General features: G+C 34.3%; 20 protein-coding genes. 5 read left to right on the top strand and 15 right to left on the bottom strand.

Going from position 1 to position 20,507, the window contains the following annotated elements; all coding sequences use genetic code 11:
* Positions 1-73: 73 nt before the first annotated feature.
* Entirely contained in the window at positions 74-1,147 is a 1,074-nt protein-coding gene (locus tag OZP10_RS22080) for a response regulator transcription factor (RefSeq protein WP_281632812.1), read from the bottom strand.
* Between the two features lie 77 nt (positions 1,148-1,224).
* Complete coding sequence (locus OZP10_RS22075) at positions 1,225-2,010, bottom strand: polysaccharide deacetylase family protein (protein WP_281632811.1); 786 nt, start codon at positions 2,008-2,010, stop codon at positions 1,225-1,227.
* 203 nt (positions 2,011-2,213) lie between these two features.
* On the opposite strand from OZP10_RS22075, the gene OZP10_RS22070 reads away from it, so the two are divergent.
* Entirely contained in the window at positions 2,214-2,663 is a 450-nt protein-coding gene (locus OZP10_RS22070; RefSeq protein ID WP_281632810.1) for a YybH family protein, read from the top strand.
* Here OZP10_RS22070 and OZP10_RS22065 read toward each other — a convergent pair.
* Positions 2,660-3,478 carry a helix-turn-helix transcriptional regulator gene (locus OZP10_RS22065; protein ID WP_281632809.1) on the bottom strand — a complete coding sequence of 273 codons (819 nt, stop codon included), beginning with the start codon at positions 3,476-3,478 and terminating at the stop codon, positions 2,660-2,662. The genes OZP10_RS22070 and OZP10_RS22065 overlap by 4 nt on opposite strands.
* A 133-nt stretch (positions 3,479-3,611) precedes the next feature.
* On the opposite strand from OZP10_RS22065, the gene OZP10_RS22060 reads away from it, so the two are divergent.
* The gene (locus OZP10_RS22060) at positions 3,612-3,962 is read left to right on the top strand and encodes a DUF488 domain-containing protein (protein WP_281632808.1); all 351 of its coding nucleotides are present in this window, start codon (positions 3,612-3,614) and stop codon (positions 3,960-3,962) included.
* A gap of 3 nt (positions 3,963-3,965) precedes the next feature.
* Here OZP10_RS22060 and OZP10_RS22055 read toward each other — a convergent pair whose 3' ends face one another.
* Genes OZP10_RS22055 through OZP10_RS22025 form a run of 7 tightly spaced genes read right to left on the bottom strand, consistent with a single transcriptional unit; the run spans position 3,966 to position 9,320 of the window.
* The gene (locus OZP10_RS22055) at positions 3,966-4,463 is read right to left on the bottom strand and encodes a 4'-phosphopantetheinyl transferase superfamily protein (protein WP_281632807.1); all 498 of its coding nucleotides are present in this window, start codon (positions 4,461-4,463) and stop codon (positions 3,966-3,968) included.
* A complete protein-coding gene (locus OZP10_RS22050; RefSeq protein WP_281632806.1) occupies positions 4,460-4,714 on the bottom strand; it encodes an acyl carrier protein in 255 nt (84 codons plus the stop codon). Before OZP10_RS22050 ends, OZP10_RS22055 begins: the two co-directional genes overlap by 4 nt.
* A 1-nt stretch (position 4,715) precedes the next feature.
* Positions 4,716-5,984 carry a beta-ketoacyl-[acyl-carrier-protein] synthase family protein gene (locus OZP10_RS22045; RefSeq protein ID WP_281632805.1) on the bottom strand — a complete coding sequence of 423 codons (1,269 nt, stop codon included), beginning with the start codon at positions 5,982-5,984 and terminating at the stop codon, positions 4,716-4,718.
* Positions 5,981-6,418, bottom strand: coding sequence for a 3-hydroxyacyl-ACP dehydratase FabZ family protein (locus OZP10_RS22040; RefSeq protein WP_281632804.1), 438 nt, complete (start codon positions 6,416-6,418; stop codon positions 5,981-5,983). Before OZP10_RS22040 ends, OZP10_RS22045 begins: the two co-directional genes overlap by 4 nt.
* An 11-nt stretch (positions 6,419-6,429) precedes the next feature.
* Entirely contained in the window at positions 6,430-7,482 is a 1,053-nt protein-coding gene (locus OZP10_RS22035) for a type III polyketide synthase (protein WP_281632803.1), read from the bottom strand.
* Entirely contained in the window at positions 7,479-8,192 is a 714-nt protein-coding gene (locus tag OZP10_RS22030; protein ID WP_281632802.1) for a methyltransferase domain-containing protein, read from the bottom strand. The genes OZP10_RS22035 and OZP10_RS22030 overlap by 4 nt, the downstream gene beginning before the upstream one ends.
* Entirely contained in the window at positions 8,193-9,320 is a 1,128-nt protein-coding gene (locus OZP10_RS22025; protein WP_281632801.1) for an NAD(P)/FAD-dependent oxidoreductase, read from the bottom strand.
* A 172-nt stretch (positions 9,321-9,492) separates the two neighbouring features.
* On the opposite strand from OZP10_RS22025, the gene OZP10_RS22020 reads away from it, so the two are divergent.
* Positions 9,493-9,849 carry a hypothetical protein gene (locus OZP10_RS22020; protein ID WP_281632800.1) on the top strand — a complete coding sequence of 119 codons (357 nt, stop codon included), beginning with the start codon at positions 9,493-9,495 and terminating at the stop codon, positions 9,847-9,849.
* A 61-nt stretch (positions 9,850-9,910) separates the two neighbouring features.
* Here OZP10_RS22020 and OZP10_RS22015 read toward each other — a convergent pair whose 3' ends face one another.
* From OZP10_RS22015 to OZP10_RS21995, 5 genes are all read right to left on the bottom strand, one after another.
* Positions 9,911-10,600: a CPBP family intramembrane glutamic endopeptidase gene (locus OZP10_RS22015; protein WP_281632799.1), complete on the bottom strand. Its 690-nt coding sequence runs from the start codon at positions 10,598-10,600 to the stop codon at positions 9,911-9,913.
* A gap of 75 nt (positions 10,601-10,675) precedes the next feature.
* A complete protein-coding gene (locus tag OZP10_RS22010) occupies positions 10,676-11,266 on the bottom strand; it encodes a Crp/Fnr family transcriptional regulator (protein WP_281632798.1) in 591 nt (196 codons plus the stop codon).
* 325 nt (positions 11,267-11,591) lie between these two features.
* Positions 11,592-13,103: a glycoside hydrolase family protein gene (locus tag OZP10_RS22005; protein ID WP_281632797.1), complete on the bottom strand. Its 1,512-nt coding sequence runs from the start codon at positions 13,101-13,103 to the stop codon at positions 11,592-11,594.
* Positions 13,104-13,308: 205 nt separating this feature from the next.
* A complete protein-coding gene (locus OZP10_RS22000; RefSeq protein ID WP_281632796.1) occupies positions 13,309-15,489 on the bottom strand; it encodes an HAD-IIB family hydrolase in 2,181 nt (726 codons plus the stop codon).
* Between the two features lie 229 nt (positions 15,490-15,718).
* Positions 15,719-16,618, bottom strand: coding sequence for a carbohydrate kinase family protein (locus tag OZP10_RS21995; protein WP_281632795.1), 900 nt, complete (start codon positions 16,616-16,618; stop codon positions 15,719-15,721).
* Between the two features lie 342 nt (positions 16,619-16,960).
* Between OZP10_RS21995 and OZP10_RS21990 the strand changes: the two genes are divergently transcribed.
* The gene (locus OZP10_RS21990) at positions 16,961-19,342 is read left to right on the top strand and encodes a TonB-dependent receptor (protein WP_281632794.1); all 2,382 of its coding nucleotides are present in this window, start codon (positions 16,961-16,963) and stop codon (positions 19,340-19,342) included.
* A 55-nt stretch (positions 19,343-19,397) separates the two neighbouring features.
* Positions 19,398-20,498, top strand: coding sequence for a PepSY-associated TM helix domain-containing protein (locus OZP10_RS21985; RefSeq protein WP_281632793.1), 1,101 nt, complete (start codon positions 19,398-19,400; stop codon positions 20,496-20,498).
* The last annotated feature ends 9 nt before the right edge of the window (positions 20,499-20,507 follow it).

Genomic DNA, 20,507 nt, shown 5'->3' with positions numbered 1-20,507 from the left:
ATGTTTAAGATTTCGGAAACAAAAGTAGAATGGGTGATTTTGAAAATTGGTTATACAGAGGCTGAAATTGGGACTAATCCCAAGGATGATTTTTTAATTTCTCAGCCAATTCATGGCGGTTTGCCACATCTAATTTCGCGTAAAGATTTCTGATATGTGTTTTTACAGTACTTAACGAGATAAAAAGTTCATCGGCAATTTCTTTGTTTGATTTATCTTCTAAAATCAATCTGGTAATTTTTTCTTCCTGATTGGTTAAGGTCAAATTTGAAATTTCGGATTTTACTTTTTTAGGTTCAAGAGTTTTTATTTTTCGGAATTGAAAAACGGAAATAAAGGCAAAAATGAAAACTAGGATGGCGAGAGCATAATTCAGCTTTTTATGAAACGCATATTTTTGCTGTAGAATAACATTTGAGATTTTTGAAATTTCATCTTGATATTGAATGTAATAAGAGGTTTCGCCATAATAGTTTTTAAGCGAATTGGAGATAGCATCATAAAAAGCTTCATTTTTTTCAAAATCGTTTTTTATATTAAACTCATTTCGCTTAATATCCGAAAAGGCCAACAGTTTAAGCAGTGGGTTTTTAATGTTCTTTTCGCTGTATGCTTTCACTTTCTCAGCAAAATCATTTACTGCCTGCTGTTGTGCTTCTTTGTTTTTTATTTGAGCATTATTTTTCTCTAATTGTTCTTCAAAAGATTTCAGTTTTTTCCATTCTTTATCAGTCAAATTACTGTTTTTAGATTCGCTAAACCAGTTTTTTCCAGATTTAGGAAAGTAAATGGTATCTCTGTTTGAAAAAATGAAATTATGAAAATTGCTTTTCTCATTATCTGCAACCAATTGCAATCCTTTAATCGAGTTGATATTAGAATGAATGCGGTAAAGCTTGTCTTTTTCAGATAATAGCTGTCCTTTAAATTCAAAATAACCAGAACTGTCGGTTTCTGTAAAAAAAAGAATCTGATTTTCTGTAATCATCGTTTCTTCATCATATTTCAGTAGACTTAAATAAACGGTTTTGTTTTTCTGTTCTGTGTCAATATAACCTGAAATCTTGTATTGTCCATAACAAGTCGGGATGAAGCTAACTACAAGAAGTGTTAAGTATAAAACTCGTGATATTTTTTCTTTTAGCATTTTACAAAAGACTTAGGAAAGATTAAGATTATAAAAAAGTCCAATATTGTTTTTGGTAGAAGACAGGTCTTTTTTAATTAAAGCTTTGGCTGAACCAAATTGTCTAAATCTGAAAGACGGTAGAATTTAAGATCATTTAGTTTCATGTATCGGCAGATAAATTCTAAAGTTTCTATTTTGGTCTGATAGTTTTCGGTTATTTCCTTAACAGGTTTGTGGCCGCATAGAATTAGAATTTTATTGTTTTTTTTGGCATAATCTAATAATTCTAATAAATAAGGAATGCTAAAATGGATGTGGCTGTTATCTATATCAAAAGCAAATACAATTTTTGAATTATTGAAATAACTGTCTTGTTTTTCTGGAAGTTCACCTCCAAAAGCTCTTCCTCTAATAATTTTAAATAACGGAGACAATGCCTGATCTAGAGAATCTGATCTTTCGCCGTAAGGATAAGCAAAAGAAGTAACGTTGAATCCTTTTTTCTTCATAGAAATAATCATAGGATCGATTTCCTGCTTCATGTATTCTTTAACTCGATACTTTTGCGTAAACTTCACAGCATTGTAATGATGATAACCATGTCCAGCTATCTCATGACCATACTTTTGCATTTCAAGCAATGTTTTAATTTCGGGCGCTCCAATAGAATCTATTCGGCAGACATTAAAAGTGGCTTTCCAAGAATATTTTCGTAAAGCTTGATCCGCTTCCGACCATTCGTCGACATAAGCATCATCAAAAGATAAAATGACACCCGCTTTGTAGGCTGGTTTTGCGACTGGTTTTGCTTTTTTATTTTCACATGAAAACAACGAGAATAACAATAAAAGTAGTAGGGTTTTGGTAAAAAATATCTTCATAGATTTCAGATTTCTAATGAATTAAACTTAGAATATAATTCAAATCAAATATAAAGAAATTTCTTAATAAGCGATTATTGGGGTAATCTAAAAAGATTAAAAAGTGAAAGGATATTTTAAGTTCTGAAAAAGTATGAGTTGTTCGTTATTTTACAATTTTCCGTTTTTGCGATTCTCGTACTTTGTCAAAAAATATATTAAAAATGAAAACAAAACTTATTTTAAGCGGATTGTTGATGCTTACCTTTTGGTGTAATGCACAAACTACAGAGTCTAATTTGAAAGAAGCCAGAAAGGCAATTGAAGCCAGTAATGCGATTTTTGCAGATCTTGCCAACAAAAACGACGGATCTATTTTGACAAGGTATACAGAAGATGCCTGTTTGTTTCCTCCAAATGGAGAACCAATGTGCGGTGCGGCACAAATAGCTAATTTTTTTAAAGCGGCTCCGCAAGTGCATGTCAAGTTCACTATTCAGCATCTTTATGGAGATGGAAAATCGTCTGTAACAGAGGAAAGTTTTTATGAAATGACTAATCTTGAAGGCAAGAAGTTAGACGAAGGAAAAATAATTGTAATCTGGAAAAAGACAAAAGACGGCTGGAAAATGCATCGCGATATGTTTAGCAGCAATCGTCCGTCAAAAGCTTAAAAACCAATATTTACGGCCTGCTGAAAATCGGAACCGTTTTGAATAAGTGAATTTCTTGATGAAGAAGGCGTGATGCCCGTAAATTTCTTGAACTCTTTTATAAAATGTGCTTGGTCGTAATAACCGCATTCATAAGCTATTGTTGTTAGTGATTCTTGGGTGTGAAGCACCATTTGAAGGCTTTTGTTAAACCGAACAACAGCGGTAAATGCAGCAGGACTTAAACCTATATTGGCTTGATAGAGTTTTTGAATGTATCGTTCTGATAAACCTGAATCTTTCGCTAAAGCGGTTATATTAAACGACTGATTATCTGTTAAAATATGATGGCTCAACGCTTGTACAACGGCTACTTTTTTTAATCGGGTTTCGTTCTTTTTAAGCTGTTGCAAAAAATGAGATTCTAAAAGACTAATCTTGGAGGTAAGTTCTCTTGCCTCCATTATTTTATGATATAAATCTCTATTTTCGCCCAAAGCTACATCGTACATATCGGTTGCATAATTGGTAAATTCAGACAAAGGATCTGAGAAAAACAATGCGCTCGCGTGCGGATAAATGCGTACAATCAATACCGAAGTTCCTTTTGCAACTGTAAGACGTGTTGGTAACGTAAGATGTCCAAGCAATTCTACGGATGGCGTATCTTTTCGTTTTCCGTTTATAATCGTCGCCGCAGCGCCTCCTGAAATATTGATAATTAGATCGACATAACCACTTGGATAGAAAACTTCGTTATCGAGATTCTTTTCTATAGTAACAACCGTATAGTTTTTTATATAAGGCACTAATAGTGGCGAAGGCAAAATCTGCATTGGATTCTAGAATTTTATTTTGGTGTTAATTTATTGATTAATAGTAGATTCTAAATTAATAATAAATTCAATATCAACAGAAGCTTGTCGAATTTTTATCTTAAATTTAAGATGAAACATTGGATATTTAAAAATGAAAACAATTACTATCAAGAGAGTTTACAGCCATAAAGAAAAAGACGATACGTATCGAATACTGATTGATCGTTTGTGGCCACGCGGAATTAAGAAAACAGATTTGGCTATTGATGAATGGAACAAGGAGATTGCGCCTTCGCCTAAATTGCGAATATGGTTCGATCATAAAAAAGAACGCTTTGATGAATTTTCTAAATTATACGTAGAAGAATTAAAGTCTAAAACTGAAGAAGTAGAGCATTTAAGAAAAATTGCAGAAAAACAGCCATTAACTTTATTGTATGGAGCAAAAGATCCCGAGATTAATCATGCTATTGTGCTGAAAGAATTTTTACAAAAGGCATGAAAATCATTTGTCAATAATCACCCATTTCTCGAACCTTCCGTGATGACTTATTGAAATATCTTGAAGCATATTACCCGTTTTCAAATATGGAATTCCATTTTCGTCTTTTAGAATTTCTTTATTTTCAACTTCAACTACATTATTGATATTTTCTTGATCATCTACTGCGATTGTATGAATACTTTCTAAAGAAAATATAGTTTTAGTATAATACACATTTTCATTACAACTGACTTTTCCAAAAGCCAAATTAGCACTTAAAGTATCCAATGAGCAAGAAAGCTTTTTTGGACTGTACTCCCGAATTTTAGTCTTACGATTATAAATTTTATAAGCCGCTTCTTTCATGCTCCATAAAAGCCAGACCATCGTTTCGGGTTGGTCAGAATCTTTTATGTATTGTTGCTCATTTGCAGTAAAAAGCTTCTCAACAAAACCGTTGCGTTGCCAACGACTTTCAACGCGTGACTGCGCAAGATCTATAACATCATTGCCAATCATTTTTGGGCGAGTTTCGTTTCAATAATTTCTAGGGCAGTTTTTACATCAAGCATACGCTCCATATCGGCATTGTCAATTACGATATCAAAGTTTTCTTCAAGATCCAGTACAATATCAACCAGATTGGCTGAGTTTATATTGAGATCCTTTATGAAATCGGTCTCTTCGGTTAAATTATCATAAGCTTCTTGATTGGTAACAAAAGGCTTTATAATTACTTTTAATCTTGCGGTAAGTTCTTTTCTATCCATTTTAGTTTTCAAATTTTTTAAATAGTATACAAGCGTTTACATCGCCAAAACCAAAACTGGCTTTAGCAATTATTTTTGGGCTGACTTTAATTGTTTTTAAAAGCACTTTTGAAGAATCAATAAGCGCTGCAATTTCAGGATGAAGATCGTCGCAGTTTTTGTTTCCGAATATAAATCCTTCATGAAGTTGTAGAACCGAAGCAACACTTTCAATACTTCCGGAAGCGCTTAAACAATGTCCCGTTAGATTTTTTAATGAATTGATGTACGGAAAATCAGAACCGCTTCGTTCCAATGCTTTTGTCCAATTTTCAATTTCGAGACTGTCTTTTGTGGTAGCGGTCAAATGTCCATTTATAGCATCAATTTCATTTGAGTTGATTCCGGCATTTTCGATAGCTGTTTTAATGCATCTCTGTACGGCTATACTATTAGGAGCTGTCATGGTTCCGCCGTCTCTTTGCCCGCCAGAATTGACATTTCCGCCCAATATTTCGGCATAAATTGTAGCTCCACGTTCCAATGCAGTTTCTAGATCTTCAATGACAAAAGCTCCGGCACCGCTTCCAGGAACAAATCCTGCAGCCGAAGCACTCATAGGTCTTGAGCCTTCTTCGGGTTTGTCATTAAATCTAGAAGAACAGACACGAAGCGCATCAAAACCGCCCCAAATATAAGGGCCACTATCTGAAGTGCTTCCTGCCAGAATTCGTTTTGCTTGTCCAGATTGTATTCGGTCATAAGCCATTAAAATAGCTTCAGCACCAGTCGTACAAGCTGATGAATTGGTTGTTACCTGATTTCCTAATCCGATTTTACCGCCCAGATAAGCACTAACGCCGCTATTCATGGTTTGTGCCACAACTGTACTTCCTAATTTTCGGGTTTGGAGTTCATCAATTTTATAAATGCTTTCGCGAAATTTGTCTATTCCAGAAGTTCCCGATCCAAAAACAGCTCCGCTGTCCCAATCTGGATTTTCATTTATTGGCAATCCAGCATTATTCCAAGCTTCCATGCCTGCGATAACGCCATATAAAATCCCTGTACTATTAAATCCGCGAAGTTCTAGTTCTGTAAAATACTGCAGTTTTAATTCGTCAGATATTTGTGGCTGACCCGCAATCTGACAAGAGAATTGCAATTCTTCCAGTTGTGTATCATGGCGAATTCCCGAAAGGCCGTTTTGCAGCGCATGAGTAAACGCAGGAATGCCAACACCGTTTGGCGCCGCGACTCCAAGACCTGTTATTACCACTCGTTTTTTCATAATTTCTTTGTTATCATTCCTGCTAGAACGCCTCGACAAACTTCTTGTCCCGCTTCATTTTTCATGACCGCATTGCATTTTAATTTTCCAAAACGGAAAAACAATTTCTCAGAAGTAACCGTTACTTTTTCATTTGGATAAACAGGTTTTAAAAACTCCATATCGGCAGAAGTAAAAGCAATTACGGTATTTTTGCCTAGATCATTTCCTAACAAAAATATTCCGAGACAAACCATTCCAATTTGCGCCATTGTTTCAGTCAAAATTACACCAGGAGTTACAGGATTGTCTTTAAAATGTCCTTTGTAAAAATCGAGATCTTCGTTGTATGTATAGGTTCCTGTTACGCCGTTTTCATCAGCATGAAGCAGTTCATCTACAAACAAAAATGGTTCGCTGTACGGTAGCTGTTTTATAATATTATTTAATTCCATAAGCCTTCAAATTACCATTGCAATAAAACTCTTTGTGCCGAGAATCCTGGACCAAAACTCAGCATTAAACCTTTTTCTCCCTTTTTCGGATTTCGATCCATGATGTTTTCTAAAACATACAAAACCGTAGCGCTCGACATATTGCCGTATTCTCGTAGAATTTCTTTAGTATCATCAATATTTTTCTCCAGTCCAGCAAAAAGCGATTCTACCGTTGTTACAATTTTTTTTCCTCCTGGATGAAATATCATATGATCAATATCTTTAATTTCGAGATTATTCTGTTTTAGAAAAGGATGAATAATATCACCAAAATGAGAAGCAATCGTATCTGGAACTTCAATATCGAGAACCATTTGCAGTCCGCCGTTAGTGAGTTTGAAACCCATCATATGTTCTGCATCATAAAAATGATACATCTGTTCATCAATAATTTCTGGCCCTGAATCTTCTTCTTTTGAAGACAACAAACAGCAGGCAGCTCCATCTCCAAAAATAGCGGCGCTGACAATATTTGGCATCGAAAAATCATTTAGCTGGAAAGTAGCTGTTGGCGATTCTACTGCAATTACCGCAGCACGTTTGCCTGGATTTGATTTCAGAAAATTCTTTGCATAAATAATTCCCGATATTCCAGCCGCACAGCCCATTTCGGTAACAGGAAGGCGAACGATATCTTGTCGTAATTTCATTTTATTAATGAGATAAGCGTCAAGCGAAGGAATCATAATTCCGGTACAGCTTACCGTAATAATATAGTCTAAACTCTGCGGATCCCAGCCTGTTTTTTCTAACGCTTTTTCCAGAACTTGATGTCCGAGAATAATCATTTCACGGCTGTAAATATCATTTTTTTCTTCGAATGAAGTAGCGGTAAAAACCTCTGAAGGTTCCATGATTGAATAGCGTTGGTCTACAGAAGCTCCTTCAAAAATCTTTTTTACTTTTTTGACAAAACGTTCTTCCTGACCTTCGAGCCATACGTCGACAAGCGGAAGTATTTCTTCTGTAGTACGGGAATATTGCGGAAGCTGTTTTACAGCTGTGATTATCTTTACACTCATATTTTTGTGATTATCCACTGGTAGCGAAAAGCCCATTTCCAGTTAATGGAGTAGTTTTTTAAATTTAATTTTTCGGATAAATGCTCCAATTCGTTCTTTTTGAATCCTTTCAAAATAGAAATCAATCCGTCGTTGCGCGACATGTCGTTGAGATTGAAAACAACACCAATAAGTTCAAATAATCGGTAAGCAATTTTACTTCGATGAAGATCGTTTACCACAATGCCTATAACAGCATTTTTGTTTAGCGTATGCATTACATCTGCAATCTGGCTTGTTGTAAAATGATGCAGTGTTAGCGTACACAAAACAATATCGTATTTAAGCTGATTAAAATCGTCACTAAAAATATCCATACAGCGATATTCTATGTTCGGAAAATCTTTAGAAAGCTTTTTAGCATAATCAATCGTAAAAGCATTGGCATCGACACCAATAAGTCTAAAATTCAGGTTTTGCTTTTTTCCGTATTTAGATAGCATTCGCAACATATCTCCATTTCCGCAACCTATGTCGGCAATAGTAATAGTTTGAATAGTATCTGCTTTTTTTAAAAGCTGTTTTATGCCATGCAGCGTAAGCTTATTACCGCCAAGCAACTGATTAATAGAAGCAATTTGATCTAAAGCGCCACTGAGTTCTTCGCCTTCAAGCGAAAAATCGTCCATTATTTCAATTTTTTCTGTTCTATATTTAGTGTCTACACTCATTTATTCAACTGTTATTGGTCGGCCGTGTGTTTGTTTTATTATAAGAGAAAGTAATGATGGAGCCGAAGCTGCAATTGTGGTCATTACATGTGTAAAATTTTTGAATGTTAAAGTTTTGGCTAATATTCGTCCAAAGAATAATCTTTTGCTGAAATGCTTTTTCCATTCCTGAATGTATTTTTTCTCCAATTCGCTTCTGGATTTTATCTTTCCATAATAAAAATCAAGTATTAGCTCAGAAGCAATTTTAGCGCTGTGAATGGCCATTGCCATGCCGTTGCCGCACATTGGATGAATGAGTCCTGCAGTATCGCCAATCATTAAAATATGGTTTTCTACAGGTTCTTTTTTATCAAAAGAAATCTGGCTTATAGTTAGAGGTTTTTCAAATAGGGAAGTGCTGTTTTCAAATATAGCTTTCAGTTTCTTGTTTTTATAAAGAACTGATTTTTGGTAATCTTCAATATTTTTATACTTTTTAAAAGTCTCAAAATCGGCTAAATAGCAAATGTTTATAACGTTGTTTTCAACTTTTGAAACTCCGCAATAACCGCCTTGAAAATTGTATAAGCCAACAAGACTTTCATCAAAATTTCCCCTGTAATGTCCTTTTACGGCTAGCCAAGGCGATTTTTTAGAAATAAATTCTCTAGATAGATCCTGATCGATATTGGATCTTTTGCCATAAGCGCCCAAAACGATTTTTGCTGTAAGAATCTGTTCGGAAGTGTTTATGGTAAAAATGTCATTTTGAAAAGAAATATGAGTAACCGTTTCCGTTAGAATTGTACAGCCTTTTTCTTTTGCTTTTTGAAATAGAAAATGATCCAATTCGAAACGGCTGATTCCAAAACCGCCCAATGGGAGTCTGGTCTTTGCTGTTTTTCCGTTTTGTGCTGTAAATTCGAAATCTGAAATTGCAGTAGGCTCAAGTTTCTTAACATCTACATCGAGCCAGAATAAATAGGGAAGAATTTCATTAGAAATATATTCGCCGCAAACTTTGTGTTTTGGATAGGCATTTTTTTCGATAAGAACAACCTTTAATCCTTTTTTGGATAAGTGCAAAGCGCCTGCCAGACCAGCAAGACCGCCTCCAATAATAAGTACATCAGGATTTGTTCTCATACTACCAATTTAGTTATTAATTTGGAAAGAACTTTATGAAATTCGATAAGAAATTAACAAAATTTCAACCTTTGTCTTAAAAGAGTAAAAATGTTTAGGTAGAGAAAAATCTAGACGAAAAATCATTTAAAAGATAATCTTTACTTTTGCCAAAAAATAGCAGCATTTATAAATGACGATACAGGATTTAGTTGGAACTTTTTCTATTTCAGGAAGCAATCAGGATGAAAGTAATGAAATAACATACAAAGGTGTTTTGACGCTAACTTTGGATAAAAACAACCGGATAAAAGCAGATTGGATTATCAATAGTTCTAAACAGAAAGGAACAGGTTTTTTTAAGGATAATATTTTAGTGATCAATTTTAGTTACAAAGGAGATGATCATAAAATTTATAAAGGAGTTGCGGTTTACAGATGCATCACAAAAGATGTTCTAGATGGATTTTGGTCAGAAAAACATGGAAATCCGCTTTATTTAGGAAGTGAGCATTGTTTGAGAATGGAAACTACAGAACGATTAAATTAAAGAAAACTAGAAGTCAACTTTGTCAAAGTTCAAAACTTTGACAAAGTTTAGTGTTAAAAGTTTATGCTGGATTTGCTACAGTCTTGTATTTTCTGTTATAAAGAATAATAAAACCAATCCATATTGCTAATAAAACCGCAATTAAAATAAGTTCTCTCTCATGCAAGCCATCACGGAAGAAATTGTTTAATGAATGCACTCCTGCAACCGCTAGCAAAGAACCTGTAGAAGAATATACTTTTCCGATTCCCCATGTTCCAAAGAAAATAATTCCAAGGAAAATCATATTGTTTGGCGTCGTTTCTAAATTTAAATGCCAAGCAAACCAAAGAACGGCAATAATTACGATAGAAGTAAACTTAGGAAGTGATTTTAGCTGTTCTTGCAAAAAGCCTCGCCATCCGATTTCTTCCAAAAGGCCATAAACTAAAACAGTAAACATTAATAAAATTGGGAATTTGCCAATTGTAACGTAATATACACCAGCGATTAAAACAGCTGGAAGTATCCAATATACAGCAAAAGGAATTATTGCGTTTTTGTATATTCCTTTTAAGGACATCGGGTTATGCAAAGAGAATATTTTTATGGCAGCCAGAGCGCCTAAAGCTGGACCAGCTCCGCGTAGCAGAATCACTAAATACGGATTTTCGATTCCAGATAATAAATTGGTTTTTACAGCGGCATATCTGCAGATTACCGCGATTACGTAAAAAACTATAATAGCTCCAAAGTTGATTTTATTTTTCATGATGTAAATTTGTTTGGTTTAGTGAAGCAAACTTATGACGCATAAATGAAAATAAAATTGACTTTGGGTAAGAAATCATTTTTCCATAACTCTTTTTCGAATTCGGCTTAAACTTTCTGCTGTTAATCCGAGATAAGAAGCGATGATTTTTAAAGGTGTTCTCTGAAAAATTTCTGGTCTTCCTTCTATGAGTTTTAAGTACCGCTCTTGCGGAGAAAGTGTCAAAAGATTTATCTGTTCTTGCTGTTTACGCACGAAGAGCATTTCAGAAATGGCTTTTCCAATTCGTAAACCTGTTTCAGATCTTTGATACAATTCATTCAAATCTTGATGAGAAATAGACCAAAGCACTATATCTTCTAAAGCTTCAGTTTTTATAACCGATGGTTGCTGATTTAGAAAAGACATATAATCGCTTATAAAACTATTTTCATACAATAAATTAATGCAGATGTCTCTTTTGCCGTCCCAAACAAACAATCCCGCCGATCCTTTAATGATGATGTTAAGATATTTTTCGACACCGTGATAATCTTTTATGATTTCAGATTTTTCAAATTCACGGACTTTAATTTTCTCCGAGAATCCTTTCCAGATACTCATATCGGCAGTAAAATAATTTTCGAAAATTCTTTTTACATCTTCGGCAGAGGGATTTTGTGGCATCTTATTAAATTATCAGTTTTGAAATGCCAATATAAGTTTTATCTCTCAAAAGAAAAACAACTGTATTAACTGTTATTCTTTTGAGAAGACTGTTAGGACAACTTTGCCAAAGTTTGACATTTATAACCACAATAATTGTCATTTCGACGAAGGAGAAATCTTCGCAAAAAACTCCGTTCCTATGGTTGACAATCTTTGTCGAGCTACTTGTGGAGATTTGCTTCGCCAATTCGCTATCGCTCGAGTCTCCTTCGTCGAAATGACAAAAATGCGCAAATCGAGACTATATACTTAAATTAAACAGATTGTATTATAAGTAAAGACATTAAATTAAAGAATTTGGCTGTAATTCATTATCATATTTTTCAGGATCTGATGCAGCATATTCATTCTCTGGTTCTGGAATAACGTGAATTTTAGAATCACTAATCGAAATTACTGCCGAGCAGACATAAATGCCAATTTTTCCTTCGTTGTATTTAAAATCCAATAAAGTCAGTTTTACAATGTCATTTATCGAAAGTTCATAATAATTTCCGTAACGGATAATCTTAAAAGAAATTTGTTTTTCTTCTACAATTTCAAACTGATTGGTCTGAATATTTTCGAAAATAAAATTATTTTTAACGTCTTTTTCATTAAACCCCCAAGCTCTAAATTGAACGAAACCATTCATAAAATCAATCGAAATATAATATCCTGTTCCTTCTTTGTCACATTCTATCACAAAACCTGTTTTTCCCATTCCTTCAACAGATAATGTTCCTTCCCAGACAAAATCGTTTGATGGTTTTTCGAAGCCGTAAATTTCATAACCGCTTCGGCATCCAAATCGCCATTTGCTTTCATTTTCTACAATAAAATCGGCTGTTGGATTTCCTAAAATAGGTAAGGGTAGAGGAAGATCTTTTTGAAGAATTGTTTTCTGATAGAGTTTCTCCCAATAATAATAACTCTTCAATAAAAGGCGTCCGTTTTTATCGACATCGAGCTCTTTTGGTGGCGGAATCACACGATGTGTGTTGACATTTCCGTCGGCAAAATAGAAATTGTAAACCAAGAAATGTTTTCCATCTTTAACCACTCTTGCGGCATAGTTTCCTTGAGGCATCAGAACATTGTTATGAAATGCCGAATATTCTCCTCTAAACTCAGGCGAAGACCAATAACGAACTTTAATATCTTCCCTAATTGATCCCAAAAGGTAATGTGTTCCCTTTATCTCGAAAACGCACGGACATTCTACATCATCATAAACGTACGGAATATGAAGCGGTTTTTGCAGCACATAACCCTCTTTTTCTCTTTTAGCCACACCAATGCAGCCTCTTCGGTATGTTGGTCCAGAGGCGCTTCGAGCGCAGATTAACAAATAATCTTCTCCTTTGTATTGGTATTTGAACGGGTCACGAAAGCTAATCCATTGGCGCGGATTATTATTTTTGCCTTCATAATGTGGCGCTTCACTTTTAAACGGAAGTCCGTATAGATTTTCCTTTTTCCAAGTGAGCAAATCGGTAGAAATTGCACGTCCTACTTTTTGCTCGATTCCTTTATCCTGACGTTTAAGTCCTGTATAATACATTTCATAACCCTCGCCATCCGATTTTTTGCTGATATGCATTGTCCATAACATATCATCGTCCCATTCTCCTGGATCGCCAACAAATAAGGCATTTTTTACTCGTTTCCACGAAAGACCGTCTTTAGAAATGGCGTGAGCGATATAATCGTGATTGGGAATAATTAGATGAAATAAATGATGAATTCCTTTTTCATCTATAAATACATCAACATCTCCAATTTCCCAGTTGCTAAATCCTGAACCTGAATACATTTTATTACTTATTTTTAAACTGTTAGTATATTTTTAATTTTTTTAAACACATAGAATCATAACTTTACTTTGTCTAGAAAGGCATTTCACTAATAATAAAAACACATAGCTCTATGTGTTAGAAATTAGTTTCTTTTAATACTCTTTTTTAATTCAAAATATAAATCTATGTTTCTATATGTTTAAAATTATAAACTCAACAATGTTATTTTATGACTTTATAATGTTTTAAACCTTCCAAAATTCCTTCTGAAGCCGAAGTTTTAGCGACATATATGCTTTTTGTTGTCTCGTAATCTGCCAGTTCTGCGCTTCGGTTTCCAACAATAATTCCTTTAACAGGACCTCTAAACATATCGACGTCATTTCCTGAATCTCCAGCGGCAATTACATTACTGAGCGGAATTGACCATTTTCGGCATAAAAATTTAATGGCATTTCCTTTGGAGGCTCTTTTCGGAATAAAGTCTAAAAATTGTCCGTGACTCGGAATAATATTCACTTTATACCAGCCTGTTCCTAAAACCGCAATTAATTCATCATGATTGTAGTTTTCTTTGTCATAGTAATAAGAGATTTTATATGGATTCTGAGCTTCTTCTTCCTGAAGTTTAATCCATTTAATTGCTTTTAGTTTATTGACAATTTCTTCTCTTTTCCATCTTCCAGAAAGAAATTTTGCCCAACCTTTATCTAAAATATAATCGTTTCCGTTGGTGTAATAAATTTCGGTTCCGACAGAACAGATAATGAAATCGGGTAGGGGAAACTCTTCTTCGTCGATGACTTTTTTTACTAAAGCTAAATTTCGTCCAGAGGCCATAGCAAAAGCCATTTTATCGGTACGATTGATAAGGTGCGCTTTTAGTTCTTTTAAACCTGGATTTGCCAGTTTTGGTTCAATTAAAGTTCCGTCAATGTCAGAAACCAATAAATGATCGATTTTTCTTTTTAATCTCTCGATGTTGATATTCGGATAATGCTGTTTTTTAATTCCAGCACCCGAAGAAAGGGAGAGGTTTTCTTTTACAAGATCAACATATTGATTGACGTGACTCAGCCAGCTGTAGTATTTCTGGATATTGATGGCTCCATTATTCGAATAATATTTCCATTTATTTTCATCGGTTAAAATATTGCGAAGCGCTTTTTTAATCTGACTTTCTTCTTGCGGATTGACTAATTCTCCGTTTTGACAGACCGGAATAATTTCTGAAGGTCCACCGTTTTTAGTTACCACAACAGGAAGTCCAGAACTAGCCGATTCGATAACAGTTAAGCCAAAGTTTTCATGCAAAGCTAAATTCACAAAAACGCCTCTTTTTTCTGCGGCATAACGATAGATAATCGAAACTTCATTTTCGACATCATGTTTTTTCGGAATGGCCATTTTTCCGTACAAATCGTATTTGTCCATCAAAAGAAGCAAATCGGTTAAGACGTTCTTTTCAGATTCTGGCATTTTGGCAATGTCTTTTCGAATACCCGCAAAAATGACCAGATTGGCAATGCTTTGAAGTTCTTTGTCTTTTCCGTAAACTTCAATTAAAGTGTTCAAGTTTTTATGTCGGTCAGGCCTCGAAAGTGCCAGAATAATTGGCTTGTGCGGATTGGTTAGAAATTTCGAAATGCTTTCCTGAACCCAATATTTTCGTTGTATTTCTTCCATGTTTTTCTCAGAATCATTTTCCTGATAGTAATAAGGAACAAATTTTCGGGTATCAATTCCGGGAGAAATGGCGTGGTATTTTCCCAGTTCGAAATTTTTGTAGGCTTTGTAGGTTTCAATTTCCTGCTCGGTCGAAGTAACAATAAATTCAGCGAGTTCTAGAGTTCTTTCTTCTGCCGCAATTCTGGTGCTGAATTTGAATTTTTTTTCGAGTTCTTCTTCTGTTTCTCCGCCTTCGATTAATTTTTTCTTTTTATAAAATCCTAATGAATGTCCGGTGTGAGCAAAAGGAATATTTAAAACAGCTGATAATTCGGCGGCGGCGTAACCAGCATCGGCGTAATGAGAGTGAATCCAATCTGGGAAAATATTATGCTGTTTAATGTGCTGCATTGCACCATTTACAAAAAGATCAAGCCCTTCCCAAAGCTGTTCTTTTGCTTTGTATTTTTTTCCTAAAAACGGAATTCTTCTTATGTCTAGTTTATCATTTATAATTTCAACAGGCACAGCATATTCTGGCGAAAGAGCAGGATCATCAATTAATCTTGTAAAAAGATGAACGTGTTCTACATCTTCATGCTGCGATAAAAATTCGGCTAATTCGTAAATATATTTGGTCTGGCCTCCGTTGTCTGCATCTCGTCCGATTTCTAAACCAGAACCTTTTAAAAGTCCGTGAATATTGATAAGAGAAATTCGTAATTTTTTCATCATTCTTCCTTAAATTATTTGAAATCACAAGTTACTGCGCCCATATTGATTAGGAAGAAATAATTCCATTTTAAATTTACATATTTCCCATGTTTGAAAGCAAAAAGGAATGATTTAAGTATAAAAAAGCCTGATTTTAGAAATCAGGCTTCGCAAATAATTTATTTTATGTGTTGTAAACCTGATAGGTTTTAAAAACCTGACGGGTTTGACTATTCTATCTAAAAGAATATTAATTTTTATTAATCAGATTTTCGATATCAGTTATACGAATATCAGGATTTCCGCCTGTAGATCCAGCTACCAAAGCTCCTGTTGCGCAAGCAAAATTTAAAGCTTCTTGTGGTTGTTTTCCGTTTAAAAGTGAAGTGACTAAAGCTCCTAAAAAAGAATCGCCAGCACCAACCGTATCTTCGACTTTTACAGTATAGCCTTCATTTTCGTATAGATGTTTATCCCATAATAAAAGCGCACCATCTTTTCCTCTTGTGACACAAATTGCTGTGGCATTTGTTAGCGAACAAATAAAATTCATATTCTCCTCTATAGTCGTATAAGGCGAATCTAAAGCAGCACTGATTTCAGTTATTTCCTCATCATTAAATTTGATAAAATTAGCAGACTGCATTAAATGCTGTAGAATTTCGTAATCGTAATGAGGTTTTCTTAGATTGACATCAAAAACTTTATAGGTGTGCGTGTTGAGCAATTCTTCTAGAGCATTTCTAGAAACTTCATCTCGACAAACTAAGCTTCCGTAGATTAAAACATCGGAGTTTACAACTAGTTCTCTTGCTTCTTCGTTTAAGGTAATTTTATCCCAAGCAGAAGGGTAAAGAATTTCATAAGTAGCCGATTTACTTTCGTCCAACGTGACATTTACCAATCCAGTTGGAAAATCATCCGATTTTAGAATAGTATCGGTATTCAATCCTAATTTTTTTACTTCGGTTATAATTGCTTCTCCGTCTGCATCGTTTCCTACACAGCTAATCATATTAGAATCGGCTCCTAAAGCTTTCATACGAAGGGCTACATTTAAAGGCGCTCCACCAATTTTTTTCTCATTACCAAAAATATCCCAAAGTACTTCTCCGAAAGCGACAGCTTTTAGTTTTTTGTCGTTGCTCATTTTAATTTTCTCTTATTTATTATTAAAATCAGGTTAAAGAGTTTCACCAGATTTTATAAAAATAGAAAAGAATAACGGTTTGTGCAACCCGATTTTTATTTGAAACGCATTGATTGACTTATAAATAACTGAAAACTAGTTGATGAAACACAAGAAAAATTATAATTTAATTTCCGTGGTGTGGTTGGTTTTTAGATAGATTTTTTTTCAATTCTAAAAGAGTTTGTATCATATATCGCTCTCTTAATTATTTTTTAAGAAAGTTTTAATCTTTCTTTAAGAATCCAGTTCTCGTTTATATATTTGTAACCAGTCTAAATAAGGATAAATTACGAATTTTATATGAAAACAATTTTTAAAACACTAAATGACAAATATTTATGTCAAGTGTTTATTGCTTTTTTGATCATTTTTTTATGTTCAGAACAAGCCTTCTCTCAATCAACTGTGGGTACAATTTCTGGTAAGGCAATCGTTAAAGACGGAAATTATTTACAAGGTGCAACAGTTAAAATTTCAGAATTAAATAAAACTGCAACTACCGATTCTGATGGTACATATCAATTAAAAAATATTCCGTTTGGAACTTATTTAGTTGAAATAAAACTAAACGGTTATGAATCTTCTCCAGCTTCAGTTATTGTGGATCAGAATAATACTGAAGTAACACTTGATTTTGAACTGACTTATACTTCTCAAAAATTAGAGGAAGTAATTGTAAGTTCTGGAGGAAATCGATTTGCTAGAAAAGAAAGTGAAGAGGTTTCTAAAATGAAACTGAAAAACATGGAAAATCCGCAGGTTTATACTATTGTAAGCAAGGAATTGATGAAAGAACAAGTTATAACAGATTATAACAGTGCTTTTAAAAACGTTCCTGGTGCTGGTATTGCCGAAGTGAGAAACCAAGGAAGAACAACCAACATTTCTAGAGGTTTTGCGACACCGCAATTGGTTAGAAACGGAGTTGGAAGTTTTACGTATAACTCAATCGATCCGTCAAATTTAGAGCGTATTGAAGTCATAAAAGGACCATCGGCAACGTTGTTTGGAAGTACGATTTCTTCTTTTGGAGGATTGTTTAACAGAGTAACCAAAAAGCCTTTTAATTTCTTTAAAGGAGAAGTTTCTTTTTCAGCTGGTGACTGGGATTTGAATCGTTTAACGGCTGATATCAATACGCCACTTAACGAAGACAAAACAGCTCTTTTTAGAATCAATACTGCTTTACATAGCGAAAGAAGTTTTCAGGACGCTGGATTCAACAAAAGCTTTTTTATTGCGCCAAGTTTTTCTTATGAAGTAAATGAAAGATTGACATTATTAATTGATGCTGAGTTTAGTGCTTCAAAAGGGACTTCGCCAACGCGATTAACGCCTTATACAAAAGCAGATGCTACAGCGCACAGCATTGAAGAATTAGGAATTCCGTACAATCTTTCTTTTGCCAATAATACAGTAAATTACACAGGTCAGCAATACAATATTTTTGCACAATTGAAATATAAAATTTCTGATGAATGGACTTCACAAACTATCGTTTCGCGCACAAGATCTTCATCTGAAGGCTATGTTGTGGCTTTGACTATGTTAAGTAATGAAACGTTGAGACAGCAAGTTACCAATCAAGATTATCCTTATTACGGAACTGATATTCAGCAAAACTTTAATGGAGATTTTAAAATCGGAAAATTGCGAAATAGAGTAGTAGCAGGATTAGATTTTTACAGCCTTCGCGCAACTCGTAATGATGCAACGGTAAATATGCCAGCGCTTAATTTTAGAAAACCTGGTGATGCTTATAACAATTTTACTCTAAATAAAATTGAGCCTTTATTTCAAAATGCTACTTATACCAACATGGTGTCAAACAACGAAAGAACTTATAGTGCCTACGTGTCAGATGTATTAAATGTTACCGATAGATTATTGGTAATGGGAGGTGTTAGAGCCGATCGTTATATTAACAAAGGAGTGTATTACCCAAGCCGTGATTCTATTGCAGGAAATTACAATCAGACGGCATTTTCTCCTAGATTTGGTGCCGTTTACCAAGTGGTTAAAGATAAAGTATCTGTTTTTGGAAATTATATGAACGGATTCAATAATGTGGGTGGATCTGATTTCTACGGAAATACTTTCAAACCAAATCAAGCGAATCAGCTAGAAGGTGGAGTTAAGTTTGACTTTAATAAAATTAGCGCAACTTTTAGTTATTATGATATTAAAGTTACTAATGTAACTCGCGATGATCCAGATCATGTAAATTTCCAGATTCAAGACGGAACACAATTGAGTAAAGGTTTTGAAGCAGAATTTATTGCAAATCCGATTAAAGGTTTAAACATCGTTGCTGGTTATACTTATAATGATAGTGAATATACAAAAGCAAATCCGAGTATTAATGGTTTACGACCTACAACAGCTGGTTCGCCTACAACAGCCAATCTTTGGGCAAGTTATAGATTAACCGAAGGAGCAGCTTCTGGTCTTGGATTTGGATTTGGTGGAATTTATGGAAGTGAGTACTACCAAACCAATACTTCAACATTTAAATTCAGTATTCCTTCTTATACCGTTTTGGATGCTTCTGTGTTTTACGACAGACCAAAATTCAGATTAGGCTTAAAAGTTGACAATCTTACGAATGAGAAATATTGGTCATATCGTTTAGCAGCTCAAAACCCAACAAGAGTTACAGGAAATATTACGTTTAAATTCTAAGAATACAATTCGTCATTTAAAATGATATTTCTACATTTGGATTTTATTGCAAATTATGACCAAAGGTTTTAAAAATACAATTAGACAAATACATTTGTGGCTCGGTTTAGCATCGGGCCTCATTGTTTTTATAGTGAGCATCACGGGTTTTCTTTATGTTTTTGAAGAAGAAATTCGCGATTTTACGAACAAAGAATACATGCATGTTCCTGTTCAGGAAAAGCCCTTTATAGGTTTAAAAACTATAATTGAAAATTACGAACGTCTTGAACCCAAACAGAAAATTACCGCTTTAAAAATCGATAAAGTGGAACCGAATGCTGCCGTTCAAATTTCTACGAAAAAGAAAAAGACATATTATTTCAATCCGTACGATGGAACTTTAATCAATCAGCAGGGAGCAGATTGGCTGAATACGGTACTAGAAATACATCGCACTTTGTTGTTAGGAGAAGTTGGCGAATTTATTCAAGGTTGGGCAGTGGTAATTTTTATTATTATGCTGATAACGGGATTAATTTTATGGTTTCCAAAACAGAGACGCCAGCTTAAACAATCCTTAAAAATAAAATGGAGCGGTTCGTTTAAAAGAATCAATTTTGATTTACACCAAGTTCTCGGATTTTATGCTTCAATTTTTCTGCTTTTAATTGCTTTTTCTGGAACGTATTTTAAATATGATGCAGTAAAAAAAGGAGTTAGTTTGGTTACCGGAAGCAAGCTTAGAAAAGGGGACGAAGTGGTTTCTAATGCTAAAATTGATTCGACTACAATTCCTGTTCGTTATAATACTATTTACGAAAATGCAAATGAAAAATATCCTGGAGCAACTTCAGTTTCATTTTCTATCAGAAAAACAGGAGAATTGCGATTAAGAATGACGTATCCAAATGATTGGGCAAGAAATCAAAATACGCTTTTCTTTGATGGAAAAACAGGTCAGTTGCTTAGAACTAAATTATACAAAGACAATAACGCTGCTGATATTTATGAAGCTAGTAATCACGATCTGCATACAGGAGTTTTCTTTGGTCTTACAGGAAAAATAATCTGGAGTTTGGTCAGTTTGATTGGAGCTTCATTGCCTATAACTGGATTTATAATTTGGTGGAAGAAAGGGAGAAAAAAATCTAAAACTAAGAAGAATAAGGCTTAATATCTCTGA

The sequence above is a fragment of the Flavobacterium luteolum genome (assembly GCF_027111275.1).
GTDB lineage: Bacteria > Bacteroidota > Bacteroidia > Flavobacteriales > Flavobacteriaceae > Flavobacterium > Flavobacterium luteolum.
Note: the sequence above shows the minus strand (reverse complement) of the source record. Positions and strands in the feature narration are given on the sequence as shown.